Raw genomic sequence first — 19,172 nt, forward strand, 5'->3', positions numbered from 1 at the left:
CAAAAGCGGTTGGTAAGGGAACAGGATTAAGATTAGCGATCGCTCATCAGATTGTAGTCGAAAAACATGGTGGAGCGATCGCTGTCAATTCAACTTTAGGTGATGGTACTGAATTTATAATTACGCTCCCAGTGAAAGGGGATGAAGGGGCACAGGGGATAATTCCTAACTCTTAACTCAGTACTCCCAATGCCCAATCCCTTTATGCTAGATTTGAAGCGGGATAGTTACAAAGTTACAAAGCTATGGTTTAGGTTCTAATGCCTAACTGGTGCGCCATCCTTTAGTATAAGCGTATACCGCCGAGTGCTTAAAACTGTACCATCGTTTGATTAGCTCAGTTGGCAGAGCGATCGACTCTTAATCGGTGCGTCACAGGTTCGAGTCCTGTATCAAACACCAAAGGAAGTTAGCTCACTGGTAGAGCAATCGACTCATAATCGATGTGTTGTAGGTTCGATTCCTATACTTTCACCCAACCCTGTCCGGATCAAAAGACAATACCCTTCCAAGGTATCCAATATGGTACGGGAGAAATCCCAAAACGGTTCAAGTCCGTCATTTTCCAAACTCTGCGGTGTAAGTGTTCTGCTATTGGTCATTACTCATAAGGGTAGATGTTCTGTAGCCACAGTCAAGGAGTAAGCGCAATGCATTTTTCCCTAACTTGAGTATCTCCCTTCGTTTTCTACATCTAGTTTTCTTTTAAGATTCTAGATTGGTCAATTGAACGGTATATTTGAGCGCGGTTCTTTTTTCTAGATTGCCATTGAGCAGTTTGGGAAAAAGAATAGCAATCTTAATCCAGTTTTGGAGAAGCTTTTGCCCACACCTAAACTGTAAACACTTGCACTTGCAGAGTTAAAAAATATTTTGTAGTATTATAGTAATACAAGTAGCTAAAATTAATCCTTTAGGCTTTGTCCGCAAGGTTACAAACTCCAATAACTGTAGTATTCAAGCTGTAAGACAGCGATTTGCATTGCAGGGGGTATTTGAGTTCAAGCAAGGTTATAAATGTGTTGATCAAATCTTCTTAGCTGGTTGCGATCGCGTAAATTATTTATGCAAATTACTATGTGGCAAACGTTTTATATCAAACCTAACGAAATCGGCATCTTATATCACCGCAGCGACTTTAAGAAAATTTTGCAACCCGGTACACACACGTATTTTGGTCGGCATTGGCAAGTAAAAATTTATGACCTCAATCAGCCACTAGCTCAGATTGAAAACCTAGAACTGTTGTTGCGAAATCATGAAGCCGAACTGCAACAACATTTATTGATTATCAGAACTGCATTTAATCAAGCTGCGTTAGTCCGCTACGGTCAGAATTGGGTAAGCGTTGCACCAAATAAATTGATTGCTTTTTGGCGTGGTTTTATTGAGGTAGAGTCTCATCTATTCAACTTAGAAGAAAGCTTAGAATTGCCTAGTTCATTTGTGCAACAATTGCGCTCACTTACCTTGAATGGACTGAAGAAGTTCCAAATATCAGAGTATGAGATTGGTTTACTATATCTGCAAAATAATTTTGTGCGACCTCTAGAATCAGGAGAGTATGCTTTTTGGTCGGTAGATAGAGATGTTACAGTCAGGACTCTCAGCCGAATTATCCCTAACCCAGATTTTCCCCTCGAAGATGTACTCATTGAAAAACATCCCGACTTTGTTGCTGCCTACTGTGAAACAGTACAATTACTGCCTTCGCAAGTTGCAATTGTGCGATATCGAGGGAAAATGATTTCTATTTTGCCACCCACCAGCCGCAAGTTATTTTGGCAGGGTGTTACAGTGGAAATTCTCGACATCAGCGCGGATGCTCAGTTACAGCCTAGCTTAGTGGCTGAGTTGGTTGAGGGTTCAACAGAAGTAAAATTGCTCAGTCGCAACTGTTTGCATATTTGCCAAGTTCCTGCCCATCACGTTGGATTAGTATATATTAATCAAGAGTTTCAAGGACAGCGATCGCCAGGGGTACATGCTTGGTGGTTATTTGGCCGTTCCTTTCAAACCGAAACCATCGACCTCCGACTACAAAATATGGAAGTATCCGGTCAAGACATCCTCTCTAAAGATAAAGTACCTCTGCGGTTGAACTTGACAGCTGGCTTCCGCATACTCGACCCATTAAGGGCAAAAAACGGATTGTCAGATATTTCTGGTTATTTGTACAAAGAATTACAGTTTGCTTTGCGGGGTGCGGTCGGCGAACGCAACTTAGATGCTTTATTAGAAGATAAAGGTGCAATTGATAGAAGTATATCTGAATACATTCGCCAGAAAGCCGCCGACTATGGAATTGAAGTAGATTCCGTAGGTGTCAAAGATATTATTTTACCTGGTGAAATTAAGACTATCTTAAGCAAGGTAGTCGAGGCAGAAAAAGCCGCTCAAGCAAACGTAGTTAGACGTAGAGAAGAAACTGCTGCTACTCGTAGTATGTTAAATACTGCCAAAGTGATGGAGGATAACCCCGTTGCATTGCGTTTGAAGGAACTCGAAGTATTAGAGCGGATTGCAGAGAAGATTGATCGCATTCAAGTTAACGGCAGCTTGGATAGTATTTTGACAGACTTGATTCGGATGAATCCGCAATGATTTAGTGATTAAAGGCGATCGCACCATCTAGTAAATCAGTTTTATTAACACGCAATCATCGCGATTTGGGCAAAGTACCCGGATTCTTAATTGAGGATTGGACGGTTTAATGCGATTACATCGCCTGATCGCGCGATCGCCACCGATTCATGGCGGGTACGTGATCGCAAGTTGGTTATCGAAGAATGCGTAAGTGCATCTCAGTACACAATCCCTCAAAAGGAAAGCCTTAGTACAATTCTAGACAATGCAAACTTGGATTATTGAGTAACTTTTGAATTACCTCTACACCAGAACGAAGTAGAGATTCAACTTGTTTTGTTGGTGCATTTCCGCAGCGTAGCCATACAACTTTAGGCGGAGAACCGTACAAACGGCTTCTTTCAGCAAAGTCTACATCTTGAGTTACGATGCAAAAGTCATTGATTTTAGCAAATTCCCATATTTCAGTATCAGTCTTCACTTCCAGCCCATGAAACTGAACGTGACTGGAATCAGGGAAAGCATCTGCTAATTGAGTTACCAGCTTGCGACTCAAATTTTGATCAAAAAGCAGCTTCAAATACCACCTACCGTTTGTGTAGGGTCTGGTAGAGAGGCAACTAAACGATGTTCGCGGTCAGCAGCAAACTCTAGACTTGCCCTAATATCTTCTTCTGTTAATTCAGGGAAATCGTCTAATATCTCTCCATGAGACATACCAGCTGCCAACCAACCGAGAACATCGTACACGGTAATTCGCATCCGTCTAATACAAGGTTTACCACCTCGCTTGTCCGGTTCAATTGTAATAATATCGTGATAGCTCATGGTGATTATAAACTGCATAGCATATTTCTAAGTCTAGAACAGCTTTACATGGTGCTGCAACGAGGCGATTTCCACGACGGGCTATTCTGTGTCGCACTTATTTCGTAAAGTAGTTTTATCAACGCGCAATCATCGGCATTTGTCAAAGTACTTGGATTGTTAATTGTTTAATGCGTAGGCGCAGCTCGTCGTAGACATCGCTTAGTTTCTTGCCGAGTGAGGGCGATGTCTACGACGGGTTATTTATTGTGCATCTTACACAAAATCTCTAAATATGCAGTAGCGTGGTGTAGAGTTGGGACGATCACTATCTAATTGAACAGCGTACTTAAGCTTTGAAGCGTAATCTATAATAGGGGTTCAAGGTTACTAGCAACAGGTAATTAGACACGTTAGCCAGAAAGAGTCCGATGCTATCCGATGGAAAGTTTTCTCATATTCATCTGATTTAGAATAATATGCGGAAAGTTTCAGTGTAATAATTAGCCAAAAAGAATCCAATGCTGTCCGAGAGCAACAGAGTTCACCAAATAGATAAAAAGTTTGATGACAACATTTCTAATGATAAGTTTATGAACCACTTATTCGTTCGTCTCGTGGCGAAAGATAAGCAGTTCACCAAGGTTGATTTCAAGTACTCAATTTTTGACACCTGTTATCTTCGAGGTTGCAAGTTTGATTCATGTGACTTTACTGGGTGTCGTTTCGTTGGAACTAATTTGCACGGGGCAAAATTTTCTGGTTGTAAGTTTGAGTACTCCACCTTTGAGAGAACTATAGTTGATAACTACATACTAGATACAGAATGTCCAGGCAATGAAAACCTCAAAATGAAATTTGCCCGGACGCTACGCATGAATTACCAGCAACTTGGAGATGCCGAATCTGTTAATAAGGCAATACGTATAGAGCTACAAGCTACTGAACTTCACTTGCATAAGGCATGGAATTCAAAGGAGTCGTATTACAGGAAGAAATATACAGGGTTGAAGCGGCTTGAAACACTTATAGAATGGACTAACTTCAAATTTTTTGACCTAGTATGGGGCAATGGTGAAAGCCCTTGGAAGCTGCTAAGAGCAACTATTATTATACTTTTGATCATGTCTATAATTGATGTTTGGAAATTCAAAAATAATCAAAGTAGTTACAGTTATATACAGGCATTTTTTGAAGCACCTCAGATATTTTTAGGGACACTTTCTCCATCCGCTTATCCGAGTTCATATTTTACACTAATCTTGTTCATTAGGTTAGTTGCATTTGGTTTGTTTATGTCAATTCTCATCAAACGTTTGAATAGACGTTAATTATGCATATTTACGCATTCGGCTCTATCTGTCGCGGAGATATATCGCTAGGGTCAGACGTTGATCTTCTTGCAATTGTAGAAGGTTATAACTATAGTATAGATCCAGATACCTTCTCGATCTATTCCTACAAAAGAATCCAAGAAATTTGGCATGAAGGCAATCCTTTTGCGTGGCACTTGTCGCTTGAATCACGATTGCTTTTTTCCTCAGATCAGCTTGATTATCTGAAAGCATTGGAAAGCCCTGAACCTTACAAAAATTGTGTTCAAGACTGTGAAAAGTTCTTTGCGCTGTTTTGCGAAGCGTATGACTCACTAATTGCTAATAACACCAGTAAAGTGTTTGATTTGTCTACTGTGTTTTTAAGCATCAGAAATATCGCAACTTGCTTCTCTCTTGGCACTAACGATAAGGAGCGTTCAGACTTCTCTAGGAATTCTGCACTTTGCTTAGGATGTAATAGTATTCCAATTGCACTAGATTCATATCAAATTTTAGAAAGATCCCGCCTATTATGTACAAGAGGTCACGGCAAAAATATAACAGATGATGAAATAGATACCGCGATCCAAACACTTAATGAAGTGTATGAGTGGATGAATAACTTAGTGAAAAAGGCTAAAGAATATGAACGAGTTTAATAACCGTATTGCGGCTCAGAGGCAAGTCCTTCAGTTGGTAAACCGCAAAAAATGGCAAAAGGAAGAGCTATTAGGGCTTTCCTCCAAGGCAATCGAAAGGTGGATTTCTGTTAACCGTATCGATCCTGAATCTCGGTTAGTGGAGCTTGTTAAGACCGCTTCTGCAAAGCTCTTCTTTCTTGCCAACAAAAGCCAAGAGCAAATTTCCGAGAACTACAAGATGATATCCGAAGAAATCGCGGTTATCTCTCAAACAATAGAGCAGGAAATTGGCTAACAAATCGTTGCAGCGATGGAATCGATGATGACTCGCTGCTTCATTCAGTTCCTAAACCTTCAAGATATTGTTTGTTCGTCGCCAAATCACCGGGGCTACCATCAACACAACCAGCAAATTTTTGAACTGCTGCCGAAAATGAAATAGGCTAAATATCTTGCTTGGACGTAAATTTTATCTGCTACTGCTCAATTTAGTCGCTACACTATATTTAATCTAAAAAATCGTCATTTAAAATAGTCTTTCATTTTACAGTTTTCCTTTGAGCAAAATGCAAGCAAAATCTAAAAACCAGACTTTATAAGAGTTATACTATCTAAAGCATGAAAATAGATTGTTCCTAAATAACCCTGGAAGTTGCATTTAGGCTAAAAATAGGCTCTTTTTTCTACCGCCGCTAAAAAACCTTGCATTATATGATGTTGAGGAGCGATCGCTAGGTTCGGAGTAATCCCAAGAGTGCATTTGACGGAAAGGAAGACCCATCTTTTGGAAGACGTACTTCTCTTTCACACCAGAAGCTACCAAATCAGGCTTCAGCGCTTTGATAAATTCCTCGAATTCGTAAGCGGTAACGTCGTCATAAACGATGGTGCCGTTTTCGATGTAGTGAGTGGTACGTTTGTAGTCATCGTTATGAGCGAACTCATAACCTGTACCAATCATCTTCATGCCCAAGTCTTGGAAGGCTGGGACAACGTGGCGAGGACGTAGACCACCAACCATGATGGCAACGGTCTTACCATCCAAACGGGGGCGGTACTTAGCAACTACCGCATCCATTGTGGGCTGATACTTGGCGATAACTTTCTCAGCGTTTGCTTGGATTGTTTCGTCAAATTTGGAAGCAATTTCCCGTAAAGATTCAGCAATCTTGGTGGGGCCGAAGAAGTTGTATTCCAACCAGGGTATACCATAAGCTTCTTCCATGTGACGGCTGATGTAGTTCATCGACCGGTAACAGTGGATGAGGTTCATCTTCACATTGGGGGTCATCAACATTTCGTTGATGGTGCCATCACCTGACCACTGAGCGACTACGCGCAAGCCGATTTCTTCTAACAGGATGCGGCTAGCCCAAGCATCTCCACCGATGTTGTAGTCACCAATGATGGCTACATCATAAGGAGTACCTTCAAACTGAAGTGTACCGTCTTTTTTCGCTTTGTCTGCTCTGGTGAATACCCAGTCACGAACCATGTCGTTAGCAATGTGGTGTCCCAAAGATTGGGAAACACCCCGGAAGCCTTCACAACGCACAGGTACAACTGGCTTGCCGATTTCTTTCGATGTCTTCCGAGCAACTGCTTCGATGTCATCCCCAATTAGACCGATGGGACATTCAGATTGAATGGAAACACCACGGTTAAGGGGGAAAAGTACATCTAGTTCTTCGATTAGCTTGACAAGTTTCTTGTCACCACCGAAAACGATATCTCTTTCTTGGAAGTCAGAAGTGAAGTGCATGGTACCAAAGGTATCAATACCTGTGGTGCCGATGTAGTAGTTACGACGACCAGACCAAGACCAGTAACCGCAACCTACAGGCCCGTGGCTGATGTGGATCATGTCCTTAATAGGGCCCCAAACCACACCTTTAGAACCAGCGTAAGCACAACCACGAGCGGTCATTACCCCAGGAAGGGATTTGATGTTAGACTTAACGCCGCAATCGGACTTACCTTCTTCGTATACACTTAAATGCTTTTCCCGTTTTTTCTTAGCTTTATCGGGGTAAGCGTCTAGAACTTCTTTAATTAGTTCTTTTCTTTCTTCGATGATGTTTTGATTTTCTGGAGGTGTCATATTTAGCCTCTGTGACTCGTAAGGATCGGGGCATAGGGGGACTAGGAGTCCCCTCTAAGGTTAAGGGGGAGATTAGAGGGAAAGGTAAAAGGTCAAAGGTCAAATGTGAGATTCTTCCTTTTTCCTTTTTCCTTGTGCTAAAGCCTTATTTATTAGCAGCGACTTATGATACAGGAGCTTCAGCAGCAGTCTTACCAACCAACTTGGCAGCATTTTCGTCGCTTTCGAGAATACCGAATTCAATCAACAATTCTTCTAGTTCTTCCATTTCGATGGGTGTAGGAATAGCCAGATTCTTGTTGTCGATAATTTTTTGAGCCAAAATCCGATATTCGTTAGCTTGGTTGCTTTCAGGTGCGTACTCGTTAACAGTCATCCGGCGTAATTCTGCGTGTTGAACAATGTTGTCGCGGGGTACGTAGTGAATCATTTGGGTGTTCAACCGTTTTGCCAAGGTTTCGATTAATTCGATTTCTCGGTCTGTGTTACGGCTGTTACAAATCAAACCACCCAAGCGCACGCCACCAGTGTGAGCATACTTGAGTACACCACGAGCAATGTTGTTAGCAGCGTACATCGCCATCATTTCACCTGATGTAACGATGTAGATTTCTTGTGCCTTACCTTCGCGGATAGGCATAGCGAAACCACCACATACAACGTCACCTAATACGTCGTAAGATACGAAGTCTAGGTCTTGGTAAGCACCATTTTCTTCTAAGAAGTTGATGGCGGTGATGATACCACGACCAGCGCAACCTACACCGGGTTCTGGACCACCAGATTCTACGCAACGAACGTTACGGAAACCGGTCAGCATTACTTCTTCGATTTCGATATCTTCTACTGCACCACGTTCTGCGGCGAGGTGAAGAACGGTTGTTTGAGCTTTGCTGTGCAGCATCAAACGGGTGGAGTCAGCTTTAGGGTCGCAACCGACGATGAGGATGCGTTGACCCATTTCTGCCATAGCTGCTAAGGTGTTTTGGGAAGTGGTAGATTTACCGATACCGCCCTTTCCGTAGAAAGCTATCTGTCTTATATTTTCTTCTGTCATTGTTCGTGTTTCCCTGCAATTGGTTGGTTGGTGGGTCTGTGCGTTTGTCAGTTGCGTTCACGCCAGTTGAGCGACAGTAGTGAGCGCGTGTAGAGCATCGTTGGTACCATTGGCATAAATGCCTGCTGGGGGCGATCGCTCCACAGCCAAAATTATTGACAGTAAGTACATGGATCTTCCTTCGTTAAAATTTTTTTATTTTGATTTTTCGTCCTTTGTTCTTTGTCAAAACAAATGACAAAGAACAAAGAAAATTACGCAATTTACAAATACGTCATAATGTGTTTCAGCTTGCAAGATTCAATAGGACTTGATGTTGTTATTTGTCAACAATCAATGCATAGTCCTATTACTTGTTCAAAATAGCGCCCTTCATATTTGTGACGCGATCTAGTGCAGCTTTGGTGTCTTCTGCTGACACTCCACGCACAGCCATTGCTTCACCGAGATGCTTGGCGATCGCATCGAAGTGTGGTTGCTGTAGATTCAATCCTGCGTGGGTTTTGTCCATTGGACGACCGCCGTATTGCTTTGGCCCTTCAAATATTTGAGCTAAGAAAGCAACTAGATGATTACGTTGCTTCGCCATATCTGTACCAGCAAAAATGGGATTGAGGAGGCTGTCTGTGGCAATGCGTTTGTGGAGTTCATCTACTACTTGTTCAATAGCTGGTTGTCCACCAATGTTGTCGTACAATGTGCTCATATCCTGTTCCTTTGAAGCGAGTTGGATGATGAAATTTGCAAGTAGGCGCTTAATGTATGAAGCCTATATGCTGTTAGCCGTGATAGCTAATTTAGCTATTGGTTGTCGGTAGGATTGAAGCATTGATGTGGAGACAATTATATGGTTCAAATCCTACTTTCTGTTCCTGGCTGAATGCATATTAGAGCGTATTTGTAGATTACGTTAAGTCCTACAGCAATTCCTAAACTGCTTCGACTACAAGGCTCTTGCTGACACGATCTTGTAATCTGGCTTCGATCGCAATTTTGAGAGTTGCTGTACTACTAGAACAGGAACCGCAAGCACCTTGCAGTACAACTTTAACGCGATCGCCTTCTACATCATAGAGTTCTACATCTCCCCCGTCTGCAATCAGTACGGGTCTGACTTCTTCATCAAGAACCTTTTGAATTAGAGCAATCTTTTGCACGTTTGTTAGCGATCGTTGCTTTGAATTAACAATTTCTGTGGCAACTTGTACGCCGTAATTGTTGAGAGCAGGTGAGGCGTATTCCTGTTGAACTGATCTAATAATATCATCGATATTAGCCAGACAGGAACCGCATCCGCCACCAGCTTTTACATAATTTGTTACTTGTTCGGCATCCGTGAGATGATTTTCTAGAATCACGCGGCGAATTTTGGACTCGCTGATACCAAAGCAACTGCAAATTAATGCACCTTCATCGTCATCATCATGAGTAGCTAGAGGAATGCCACGATAATTATAGATAGCGGCTTCTAGGGCTTCTTGTCCCATGACAGAGCAATGCATCTTTGCTTCTGGTAAACCACCCAGGTAATCTGCAATGTCTTTATTGGACACTTTCAGAGCTTCATCTAAGGTTAAACCTTTGACCATTTCGGTTAATGCACTAGAAGATGCGATCGCACTAGTACAACCAAAGGTTTGAAAGCGAGCATCTAGAATCTTATCAGATTCTACTTCCACTTTCAGGTGCAATCTCAGAGCATCACCGCAAGCAATGCTGCCGATTTCACCCGTTGCAACCTTAATTCCAGGTTCGCTCGTTTCTTCAATTTCTCCCTGATTTTTGGGATCGTAAAACAGTTCTAATACTTTATCGGTGTAGTCCCACATATTTAGTGCTGAGTAATGAGTGCTGAGTGCTGAGTGGGGGAGTGGGGAGTGGGGAGTAGGGATTAGTAAATTCTTTATTCCCTATTCCCTATTCCCTAATTAACGATGCGCTAGTGCTTGTTCTTGTCCTTGCAACCAACCTGCATCATCATTTTTGAAAGGAGAGAGGGCGCGTAAACGTTCTACAATACTGGGCATTACTTCAATTACTCGATCGATTTCGGCTTCTGTGGTGTAGCGACAAAGACTGAAGCGAATTGAACCGTGCAAAGTTGTATAGGGTAAGCCCATTGCCCGCAGGACGTGGGAAGGTTCTAGAGAACCGGAGGTGCAAGCAGAACCGGATGATGCACAGATACCGTATTTGTTCAATAACAGTAAAATTGCTTCACCTTCGATGTACTTGAAGCCGATATTTGTGGTGTTTGGCAATCTCTGCGTAACGTCGCCATTAACTACACAATCGGGAATTTTAGCTAGTAAAGTTTGTTCGAGGCGATCGCGCAGCTTTATTTCTCTTGCGATCGCTTCTTCTAAGTGTAACAGTTCTAGTTGGGCAGCTTTGCCCAAGGCAATAATTCCTGGAACATTCTCTGTTCCCGCCCTACGTCCGCGTTCTTGGTGTCCCCCAATCATGAAGGGACGGAATCTAACTCCACGCCGGATATATAAAGCACCAATTCCTTTGGGCCCGTGCAACTTGTGACCAGACAGGGTTAACATATCCACCGTGCTAGTCTTCATATTCAACGGGATTTTTCCCACTGCTTGCACCGCATCTACATGGAAGATAGCACCATATTCTTTGACGCGCAACCCAATTTGCTCAATCGGGAAAACCGTGCCGGTTTCGTTATTAGCATACATAATTGTCACCAGGGCGGTGTTACCCGTCAAGGAAGCTTCTAGTTCATCTAGATCCAGCTGCCCTTGATGATTTACTGATAGATAGGTAACACTATAACCTTGGGTTTCTAATTGTTTGCAGACATTGAGTACTGCTGGATGTTCAACTTGAGTAGTGACAATATGTCGCTTTTCTGGTTGCGCTAACAGTGCGGCTCGAATCGCCGCGTTATCTCCCTCAGTACCGCAACTTGTGTAGACAATTTCAGACTCATCGGCTCCCAGGATGGCTGCAAGTTGTTCTCTTGCTGTTCTCACTGCTTTACCGACTTGCCCACCAAAAGTATGCATACTGGAAGGGTTGCCGTAATAATCCGTCAGGTAAGGTAGCATTACCTCTATTACTTCTGGGTCTACCTTAGTGGTGGCATTATTATCGAGATAGATGCAGTTATTTTGCATTGTTGTCTTCAATTAAGAATTAGGAATTATTTAATTAAGCTTCAGAACCCACTGATTGGGATTGACGCTTTTGCAACTGCTCAGAGTATTTCTGGGAATAACAATTAAACCAACGTTCCCAGTAATCTTGTTTATTTGTTAATTTAGCGACTACGCGGTTGTAATTGGCAAACCAGCCTTCCCAGTAATCGCTAGGCTGCTTAATGCAACCGTTGCAGGTGGGACAACCAGCTTTACACTGAGGTACGGTATGAATGCTACCAACGCAGTTTGTACAAAGTTCAGGGTCAATCCAGTGCTGTCCATCAACCACTTTTACTGCATTTGTAGGACATGCCGTTAGACAGAGATTGCAGGAAATACACTGGCTAGTAAGAATTTTGTAAGCCATGATTTATTCTCCTTTTGGGCGTGGGGAGTGGTGAGTGGTGGTGAGTGGGGAGTGGTGAATATTGAAATTCCCCACTCCCTACTCCCTATTCCCTAATCCCTAATTCCCTAATTCCTTAACGTATTGCTCGTAAAACTCTAAAGCAACCTTTTCAATCACGTCGTAAGCTTCAACAGTCTTTATTCCAGCTTCTTGCAATTTTTCTTGAGGACAGTTACCAATCTTCGAGACTAGAACTGCTTTGCAATCTGCGATCGCTTTCATAATATGCTCAAAGGAAGCTTCTTCACCGTATCCACCTTGGCAGTATTGGTCAATTTTGCGATGGCTGACAAAGCGAACTTCGTTTCCACCCACTTCGTAAATTTGGAATTCTTTCGCATGACCGAAGTGTTGATTAACCAATCCGCCACCTTTGGTTGCTACTGCAACGAGGATTTTCGGACTGTTGGCAACTTTCTTACCTGCTAACGCCTTATCTTTGGCTACTTTAAGTTCTTCTTTAAACTTCTCAATCCCTTCGTGAACGGTAGCGCGTTGCTCCATGTCATATTCTGGAGTCATTTCCAAGAATTTCTCTTTGGAAAATTCCTGGCTGCGGTCTTCTCCCAATAATCCTACTGCATCGGCGCGGCACTGGCGACAGTGACGCATCATTTTCATGTTACCGGAGCAGTTGTCTTGAACTTCTTTGAGTTCTTTGGGTGTAGGGCCGCGTTGACCGGTTAAACCGAAGTGTGTACCATGTTCTGGTGCAGAAATCAATGGCATGATGTTGTGCAAGAATGCACCTTTCTCACGAATGACCCGATTCACTTCGACTAAGTGATGGTCATTAATTCCGGGAATCATCACTGAGTTGACTTTGCACAAGATATCAGCATCTTTGAGGGCTTGCAATCCTTCCATCTGTCTTTCATGGAGGATTTTCGCACCTTCAAGACCTCTGTAACGCTTGCGTCTGTAGTGAACCCAAGGATAAATCTTAGCACCGATCTCTGGATCTACCATGTTAATGGTGATCGTAACGTGATCTATATTTAATTGTTTAATGCGATCGATGTAATCAGGCAGCATTAAACCATTGGTTGATAAGCACAGCTTAATGTCTGGTGCTTGTTCTGCAATCAACTCAAATGTGCGGAAAGTCTTTTCTGGGTTCGCCAGAGGGTCGCCAGGGCCGGCAATTCCCACAACTGTCATTTGGGGAATCTTGCCACCAATGACTAAAGCTTTGTGTGCTGCTTGTTCTGGTGTTAGTAATTCGCTAACTACTCCAGGACGGCTTTCGTTAGCGCAATCATATTTGCGGTTGCAATAGTTGCATTGAATGTTGCAAGCGGGAGCAACTGCAACGTGCATCCGGGCATAGTGGTGATGAGCGTCTTCGCTGTAGCAGGGATGTTTAGCAATGCGTTCTTGGAGCTTTTCGTCCCTTTCCACGGTGGTGCTGGTGGTGCTGTCGCAGCCGCAACCACCGGATTTTGCTTGGGTTGTCGATTCCGTAGCGTTGGAGTTGAGGAGTCGTGTAGACGGTGATGTCATTGAGTTTCGCAAAAGGTCGGTGGACTTGGCTGCCACTGTGGGAGATGGTGTTGCCACTCTTTATGCCCAGGAATTGAAGTCGCGTCTTTCACACTGCCTGCAAACCCTTGGGTTCGGGTGACTTGTTTTTAAGTAAGGCAGGCAATAGATATCTGATGTTCGGCTGGTGTGTGTCAACGTTCGGTTCTTGGGTAGAATTTGTGCTTACAGCCGCGACTTCTTTTCACTTCAGGCATGGTGCTATGTCATCCCTCCACTCACTTTTCGCTTTGTTTTGTTTCAGAGCGTTAGGTGATTGGCGATATAAGATTTATAGCAGCCGTCTCCTAGCCAAACGGTGCGTCTCTCTAGGATAGAATTTATTGGATTTATTACGTTTGTACTCAAATACTAAAAACCTTAATTCTTCAAGCATTACAAGAATTAAAAAAGTTTTTTTCAGGTAGGGGTTCTAGTATTTTTTGGTTGGGGTTCTAGTGTTTATAGATAGGGGTTCAGGATTTATTTGTACTCAGCCACAACCCAATACCAGCAAAGAATTTAATCTAATTGCAACTGGATTTTGGTTATTTAAATGTGTACTCACATTGCCCTCAATTTGCGTCAAAAGTAAGAAATGCCAAGGGGTTGAGGGTGAAAAACTGAAGCAATTTATCTTGTTTTACTCCATAAACGCATGAAATTGAATTCTGTATCTAACATATCATTTTTTTGAGGGTAAAAATGCACTTCATATTCTTTTAATTTTTCTTTGACAATGATGTTCAATTATGCCTTTAAGCCTTGCCTGGTAAGCTATATAAGCTAGTGGAAATAGATGTATTGCTGCACATAATTTTCAAAAAATTTAACTTTCTAGTTCTTTTTTTTCATTTCCACAATGAGGAGATGGGTAAGAAACTCTCAGATTTTGTGTTTAAGAGAAACAACAAACTATAATCTAACATGATTGAGCGATCGCAATGAATTTTCTGAATTGCTCATTACAAACCTTAGCAAAAAACCTAATCCCCTAACCCCCTTCCCGTGTCGGAAAGGGGGAAAATTTAAAGTTTATTTCTTGGATTTGGAGAGAGGTTTTACCGATAACCTGAATTGTCAGAGTGTCATTTAGCTACAATCAAACCAAGCGTGAAAAAATCTTAGTTATGATAGCCATCCCCCAACAGCCGCCAAAAATGACCGTTGAGGAATATCTCGAATGGGAACCTCAGCAAGACCTTCGCTATGAATATGCCAATGGCGAAGTATTTGCCATGACAGGCGGTACAATTCCTCATAACGACATTGCACTTAACTTGTACACTGCCTTACGCCCTCATTTACATTCCAGAGGTTATCGAGTGAATGTATTAGACGTGAAAATGCAACTCACTCCCCAGAGTCGCTACTATTATCCTGATGTTATTGTCAGTTGCGACCCTGAAGACCTCAATGCCCGTAAATTTATTCAACATCCCAAGCTAATTGCCGAGGTTCTTTCGCCAGGTACAAGCGCTAAAGATCGGGGTGAAAAATTTACTTATTACTTGAGAATCCCTAGTTTGCAAGAATATATCTTGATTGACTCGGAACAAATCTCCGTTGAGCGTTACTGTCGGGGTGAGGGTAGGATGTGGCTTTACTACCCATACACGGATGGAGATATCGTCACCTTATCGAGTATTGAATTTGAATGTCCAATTGAACTGCTGTACGAAGGTGTTGTATTTACCACTGAAGAATAAAGAGAATGTTCCGTGTTAACTTTTAAGCAACTGCATAACCAGTGTAAGGTCTTAACTCCGGTGGACGAAAGCCAAGGACGATATGTTCTTTAGGAATTCCAGCCCGTTCTAAATCGGCGGCAATGCCTTCTTCAGTGCCATCCCGTTGAATCCAAATTTTGCCATCAATTAGGTCAATATGAACCAGACAGCCATGAATGCGGCGATCGCCATCCCAACCTAGATCCATCCACAAATAGCGATCGCGGCTTCGATCAAACACCACTTCTGATTGAATGTTGGCATAAGAATAGGGTAGTGAGGCATATTCAGTGAGGATAGTTTCAATCACCTGGCGATAGTGGTCTAACTTGGTATAATCCATTGTTTAATAACCTCCTGTTTTGGATCAAAAGTAATCAGCTTTAAACGATGATTTCTCAGTAACAGTTTGCCAATAGGTTCTTCAAATAAATCATCAAAAATACTGTTAGGGACTGCAAGATATAGTATTCGTTCCGGCTCCAATTCAATCAAGATATCCTGATATAAAATATACTGACCTAACGCTTTTTCTAGATCATCAACATCCGATCTCCCGGTAAAACTTTTAATCTCAACTGCAATTTTGGATTCTGCTTTTTCAGCCGCCAACAACTGTTTAGCACCTAAATCAACATACAAATCTTTTTTACCAAACTTTAGAGTTAATGGGTCATGAGTAATTGTCCATTTGTCTTTAATCAAAGCATTTTTAACATTGTTGTGATAAAGGTCTCTAGCTGGCATACAGGTGTAGTTTTAGACTGATATTTCTATTTTAGGGAATCTCTGATTGTGCACCATCTTCGTTAAATACCATACGTAAGCGTAGCCCGTCGTAGACATCGTTACACTAGATTTATTAGGAAAAACAGGCTGTGTGATTCAGCAAAACAGAGTAGCAACCAGGAGGAATGCGATGAAAGCAGTGGTTATCCGTCGGTATGGCGGCGTTGAAGTGTTGCAGTATGAAGATGTGGAACAGCCGAAAATTGAGCCAACGCAGTTACTTGTAAAAGTTCGTGCTAGTAGCGTTAATCCCATTGATTGGAAAATTCGTCAGGGAATGTTGAGTCTGATTACTGGCATTAAATTTCCGAAGATTCTGGGGTTTGATGTGGCGGGAGAAGTTGTAGAGATTGGCTCTGGTGTCACGCGCTTTAAACCAGGAGATGCTATTTATGGCAGTACTAGCTTCCCTGGAGGAGGTTACGCAGAGTTTGCAGCCATCCCAGAAAACTTGGCGGTGCTTAAACCAACCAATTTAAACTATGAAGAAGCTGCTGCTGTGCCTTTAGCAGCACTCACGGCTCTACAAGCACTGCGAGATCAAGGAAATATTCAAACAGGACAAAATGTCTTAATTAATGGTGCTGCGGGTGGTGTAGGGATTTTTGCAGTGCAAATTGCTAAGGCTTTAGGCGCACAGGTGACGGGAGTTAGCAGTACCAAAAATTTGGATTTGGTGAAATCTTTGGGAGCAGACCGCGTAATTGATTATACGCAACAAGATTTTGCCGAAGATACAGCGCAGTATGACATTATCTTTGATGCAGTGGGTAAGCGATCGCTCTCACAAACCAAAAGAGTCCTTAAATCCAACGGAATTTATATCACCACATTACCCAGCCCCGAAGTCTTGTTAGAGAGTGTCTTAACAGCATTCCTCCCCGGTCAAAAAGCGAAATTTTTCTTTGAGAAACCTAACACTAAAGACTTGCTTTTTCTCAAAGAATTGATTGAAGCAGGTAAGATTCGTGTGGTGATTGATCGCACATATCCCTTGCAAGAACTAGCGGCGGCTCATAGTTATAGTGAAACTGGGCGTGCAGTGGGAAAAATTGCGATCGCGCAGTCCGTTTAGACATCGCGGTTTCTATTTGATTGCAGGACAATCAGCCAAAAGCAGCATAGGTGACTCAATTTTTGATTTTGGATAATAAAATTGTTCTCGCGTTTAAATTCGTTTGCTCTGGGACTTTTTTAAATTTTGGATTTTAGTCTATCAATCTAAAATCCAAAATTTAAAATCTAAAATTCGATGATTGGGGCTACTTAACTTCTATAAAAGATATTGAGTCATTTAAGTCAGCTCCAAGAGATTTATAATCCCCAGCACTAAACTCACGACATAAACCACCAGTTTCATTTTGGCAGACACGTACCACTTTACCAGACGGTACACTTAATGAGCTAATAGCGTCATTCCCTACAACATTTAAGTCCCCTTGGATCGCTTTGTATACTCCTGGACTTGTAGGAAATGACTGGGAAACTCCAGTCAAATTCAAATCTCTGTAGACCTTAACCTCTCCTCGCGGCATGTAGGAGAGCTTGTAGATAGTACCACTGTAGTCATCCGAAATTAACAAATTACCTTGCAGATCGACTGCCATATCCACCGGTCGACCCCAGACTTCTTCCGTTCTTGGAATTAGCCAACCGTTGACTAAATCTATCTCTTCCCCTAGAGTTTTTGTCGTACTGTTCCAGGGAAAGTAAGCTATTTTATAGCCCGTTTTCTTTTGCCGATTCCATGAACCATGCAGTCCCGCCACTACCCCACTTGAGTATAGGCTGGGAAAGTTGGTATTTTGTAAGAATGTTAGTCCCAAGGGAGCGGAATGGGCTTGAATACCCTTGCTAATTCTGTCCATTGCATTGCAATTAACACTCCCATTAGCATTGAACTGATAGTCGCGGTCAAACGGCATATTGTTGAGGCCGGTTGCCGTGTCAGGATTGGGGTTGCAGAATGGCCAACCGTAATTACCGCCATCTCGGACTTTCGTGAACTCCTCTGGTGGATGGTTGTCTACGTAAGAGCGGATAACCTTACCGTAATTGCCGGTACTATCGTTGAAGGGATAGCGGATCTCATCTCGATTATTAACGACTACCCAAAGGTCATTTGTGCCAGGTAAAAATGCTAATCCTTCGGCATTACGTAAACCTTGGGCAAAAAGCCGTTGATTGGTTCCATTAGCGTTGTATTGGTAAATCGCACCACGCTTTGGGGTACTAACAGTATCTTCCTTGCAAGCATTGCACGTAGAGGCGATCGACACATAAAGTTTGTGATTAGCATCAAGTGCAATATTTTTTAGCTCGTGACCATAAGAGCCTCTGAGTTCTGAGGTGCTGCTGTCTGGTAAGCCAGTTATAACGATTTGGCGATTTTTGGCGATTCTATCTCCAGAGTTGTAGATGAAGCGGTTAATTTGATGAGTCTCAGAGATATAAACGTAGGTGATGTTATCAATCTTATGAAACACAATGTCGTGTGGCCTGCGTAGACCCGTCACGAAGTCAGAAATAATTGGGTCTTTGCTGCCATTTTCTCGGACAATTAACACTTTACCCGTACTCGGCTGTGATACTAGAAGATCCCCATTAGGAGCAACTGCCATAAAGCGAGCTGCCTTGATTCGAGCATAAACAGAGACAGAGAAATTGGGCGGTACTTTCAAGTAACGATTAGTATTAAAGGGTGCAAAGGTCATTGTACTAGGCACTTTCACCTTAGTATCAACAGACGCAGGAGGCGGATTGCTTAACGCTGCGGTGGTAAGAACCTCTAAGGACATCAGACTCAGTAGCGATGTAGCTAGTATGCCTCCAAATATCTGTGTTAGTTTTAAAGCAAATGCAACCATCTTGAACTTCCCTCTAGCTTTGTAGTAATTTCTATTACACGTAAACTCTTGGCTAGCCGATTTTACCCGGAGTTTGCACAAAGTTAACTCAGAGGTACTGGTTTTTGAAAATACTTAAAATATCTTTATGTACTCTTATTTTTTTTTAACTTATCAAAAAATGGGTGAACCGAAAGTTACCAAGAAA

19 protein-coding genes and 2 tRNA genes are annotated in these 19,172 nt (G+C 42.4%); 9 read left to right on the plus strand and 12 right to left on the minus strand.

Annotation, left to right across the window (positions count from 1 at the left end; all coding sequences use genetic code 11):
- The 4 genes from RMZ43_RS32165 to RMZ43_RS32180 form a co-directional block, all read left to right on the plus strand.
- A partial coding sequence (locus tag RMZ43_RS32165) for an ATP-binding protein (RefSeq protein WP_428850953.1) occupies positions 1–176 on the plus strand: 176 nt, incomplete at its 5' end.
- Between the two features lie 150 nt (positions 177–326).
- A tRNA-Lys gene (locus RMZ43_RS32170) sits at positions 327–402 on the plus strand.
- A 1-nt stretch (position 403) separates the two neighbouring features.
- Positions 404–478, plus strand: a tRNA-Met gene (locus RMZ43_RS32175).
- A 599-nt stretch (positions 479–1,077) separates the two neighbouring features.
- The gene (locus RMZ43_RS32180) at positions 1,078–2,604 is read left to right on the plus strand and encodes a slipin family protein (protein WP_322655810.1); all 1,527 of its coding nucleotides are present in this window, start codon (positions 1,078–1,080) and stop codon (positions 2,602–2,604) included.
- A 229-nt stretch (positions 2,605–2,833) separates the two neighbouring features.
- Here RMZ43_RS32180 and RMZ43_RS32185 read toward each other — a convergent pair whose 3' ends face one another.
- Together RMZ43_RS32185 and RMZ43_RS32190 are read right to left on the minus strand one after the other, a co-directional pair.
- On the minus strand, positions 2,834–3,166 hold the full coding sequence (locus RMZ43_RS32185; RefSeq protein WP_322655808.1) for a DUF5615 family PIN-like protein: 333 nt from the start codon (positions 3,164–3,166) through the stop codon (positions 2,834–2,836).
- Positions 3,163–3,414, minus strand: coding sequence for a DUF433 domain-containing protein (locus tag RMZ43_RS32190; protein ID WP_322655809.1), 252 nt, complete (start codon positions 3,412–3,414; stop codon positions 3,163–3,165). Before RMZ43_RS32190 ends, RMZ43_RS32185 begins: the two co-directional genes overlap by 4 nt.
- A 500-nt stretch (positions 3,415–3,914) precedes the next feature.
- Here RMZ43_RS32190 and RMZ43_RS32195 point away from each other — a divergent pair, with 500 nt between their 5' ends.
- From RMZ43_RS32195 to RMZ43_RS32205, 3 genes are read left to right on the plus strand one after another with little or no spacing between them, the layout of a single operon-like run.
- Positions 3,915–4,724, plus strand: coding sequence for a pentapeptide repeat-containing protein (locus RMZ43_RS32195; protein ID WP_322655807.1), 810 nt, complete (start codon positions 3,915–3,917; stop codon positions 4,722–4,724).
- Between the two features lie 2 nt (positions 4,725–4,726).
- A complete protein-coding gene (locus tag RMZ43_RS32200) occupies positions 4,727–5,368 on the plus strand; it encodes a nucleotidyltransferase domain-containing protein (RefSeq protein WP_322655806.1) in 642 nt (213 codons plus the stop codon).
- Entirely contained in the window at positions 5,355–5,645 is a 291-nt protein-coding gene (locus RMZ43_RS32205) for a hypothetical protein (RefSeq protein ID WP_322655805.1), read from the plus strand. The genes RMZ43_RS32200 and RMZ43_RS32205 overlap by 14 nt, the downstream gene beginning before the upstream one ends.
- 363 nt (positions 5,646–6,008) lie before the next feature.
- Here the strand turns inward: RMZ43_RS32205 and nifD are convergent, their stop codons facing one another.
- From nifD to nifB, 7 genes are all read right to left on the minus strand, one after another.
- Positions 6,009–7,451: a nitrogenase molybdenum-iron protein alpha chain gene (gene nifD, locus RMZ43_RS32210; protein ID WP_322655804.1), complete on the minus strand. Its 1,443-nt coding sequence runs from the start codon at positions 7,449–7,451 to the stop codon at positions 6,009–6,011.
- A 163-nt stretch (positions 7,452–7,614) separates the two neighbouring features.
- A complete protein-coding gene (gene nifH / locus RMZ43_RS32215) occupies positions 7,615–8,508 on the minus strand; it encodes a nitrogenase iron protein (protein WP_174710323.1) in 894 nt (297 codons plus the stop codon).
- A 349-nt stretch (positions 8,509–8,857) separates the two neighbouring features.
- On the minus strand, positions 8,858–9,214 hold the full coding sequence (locus RMZ43_RS32220; RefSeq protein WP_322639552.1) for a group 1 truncated hemoglobin: 357 nt from the start codon (positions 9,212–9,214) through the stop codon (positions 8,858–8,860).
- A 223-nt stretch (positions 9,215–9,437) separates the two neighbouring features.
- On the minus strand, positions 9,438–10,337 hold the full coding sequence (gene nifU, locus RMZ43_RS32225) for a Fe-S cluster assembly protein NifU (RefSeq protein WP_322655803.1): 900 nt from the start codon (positions 10,335–10,337) through the stop codon (positions 9,438–9,440).
- A 99-nt stretch (positions 10,338–10,436) separates the two neighbouring features.
- Positions 10,437–11,645, minus strand: a complete 1,209-nt coding sequence (nifS, locus tag RMZ43_RS32230) for a cysteine desulfurase NifS (RefSeq protein ID WP_322655802.1) — start codon at positions 11,643–11,645, stop codon at positions 10,437–10,439.
- Between the two features lie 34 nt (positions 11,646–11,679).
- On the minus strand, positions 11,680–12,036 hold the full coding sequence (locus RMZ43_RS32235; protein WP_322650949.1) for a 4Fe-4S binding protein: 357 nt from the start codon (positions 12,034–12,036) through the stop codon (positions 11,680–11,682).
- Between the two features lie 99 nt (positions 12,037–12,135).
- The gene (gene nifB, locus RMZ43_RS32240) at positions 12,136–13,581 is read right to left on the minus strand and encodes a nitrogenase cofactor biosynthesis protein NifB (protein WP_322650969.1); all 1,446 of its coding nucleotides are present in this window, start codon (positions 13,579–13,581) and stop codon (positions 12,136–12,138) included.
- A 1,148-nt stretch (positions 13,582–14,729) separates the two neighbouring features.
- On the opposite strand from nifB, the gene RMZ43_RS32245 reads away from it, so the two are divergent.
- Positions 14,730–15,308: a Uma2 family endonuclease gene (locus RMZ43_RS32245; protein ID WP_322650950.1), complete on the plus strand. Its 579-nt coding sequence runs from the start codon at positions 14,730–14,732 to the stop codon at positions 15,306–15,308.
- 22 nt (positions 15,309–15,330) lie between these two features.
- Here RMZ43_RS32245 and RMZ43_RS32250 read toward each other — a convergent pair whose 3' ends face one another.
- Together RMZ43_RS32250 and RMZ43_RS32255 are read right to left on the minus strand one after the other, a co-directional pair.
- Complete coding sequence (locus RMZ43_RS32250) at positions 15,331–15,672, minus strand: XisI protein (protein ID WP_322650951.1); 342 nt, start codon at positions 15,670–15,672, stop codon at positions 15,331–15,333.
- Positions 15,654–16,076, minus strand: a complete 423-nt coding sequence (locus tag RMZ43_RS32255) for a XisH family protein (RefSeq protein ID WP_322650952.1) — start codon at positions 16,074–16,076, stop codon at positions 15,654–15,656. The genes RMZ43_RS32250 and RMZ43_RS32255 overlap by 19 nt, the downstream gene beginning before the upstream one ends.
- Positions 16,077–16,248: 172 nt before the next feature.
- On the opposite strand from RMZ43_RS32255, the gene RMZ43_RS32260 reads away from it, so the two are divergent.
- Positions 16,249–17,193 (plus strand): NAD(P)-dependent alcohol dehydrogenase, encoded by a 945-nt coding sequence (locus RMZ43_RS32260; protein WP_322655801.1) that lies wholly within the window; start codon positions 16,249–16,251, stop codon positions 17,191–17,193.
- Positions 17,194–17,380: 187 nt separating this feature from the next.
- Here the strand turns inward: RMZ43_RS32260 and RMZ43_RS32265 are convergent, their stop codons facing one another.
- Complete coding sequence (locus RMZ43_RS32265; protein ID WP_322650954.1) at positions 17,381–18,985, minus strand: PQQ-dependent sugar dehydrogenase; 1,605 nt, start codon at positions 18,983–18,985, stop codon at positions 17,381–17,383.
- Positions 18,986–19,172: the final 187 nt, after the last annotated feature.

This window comes from Nostoc sp. CmiVER01 (genome assembly GCF_034531135.2).
Lineage (GTDB): Bacteria > Cyanobacteriota > Cyanobacteriia > Cyanobacteriales > Nostocaceae > Nostoc.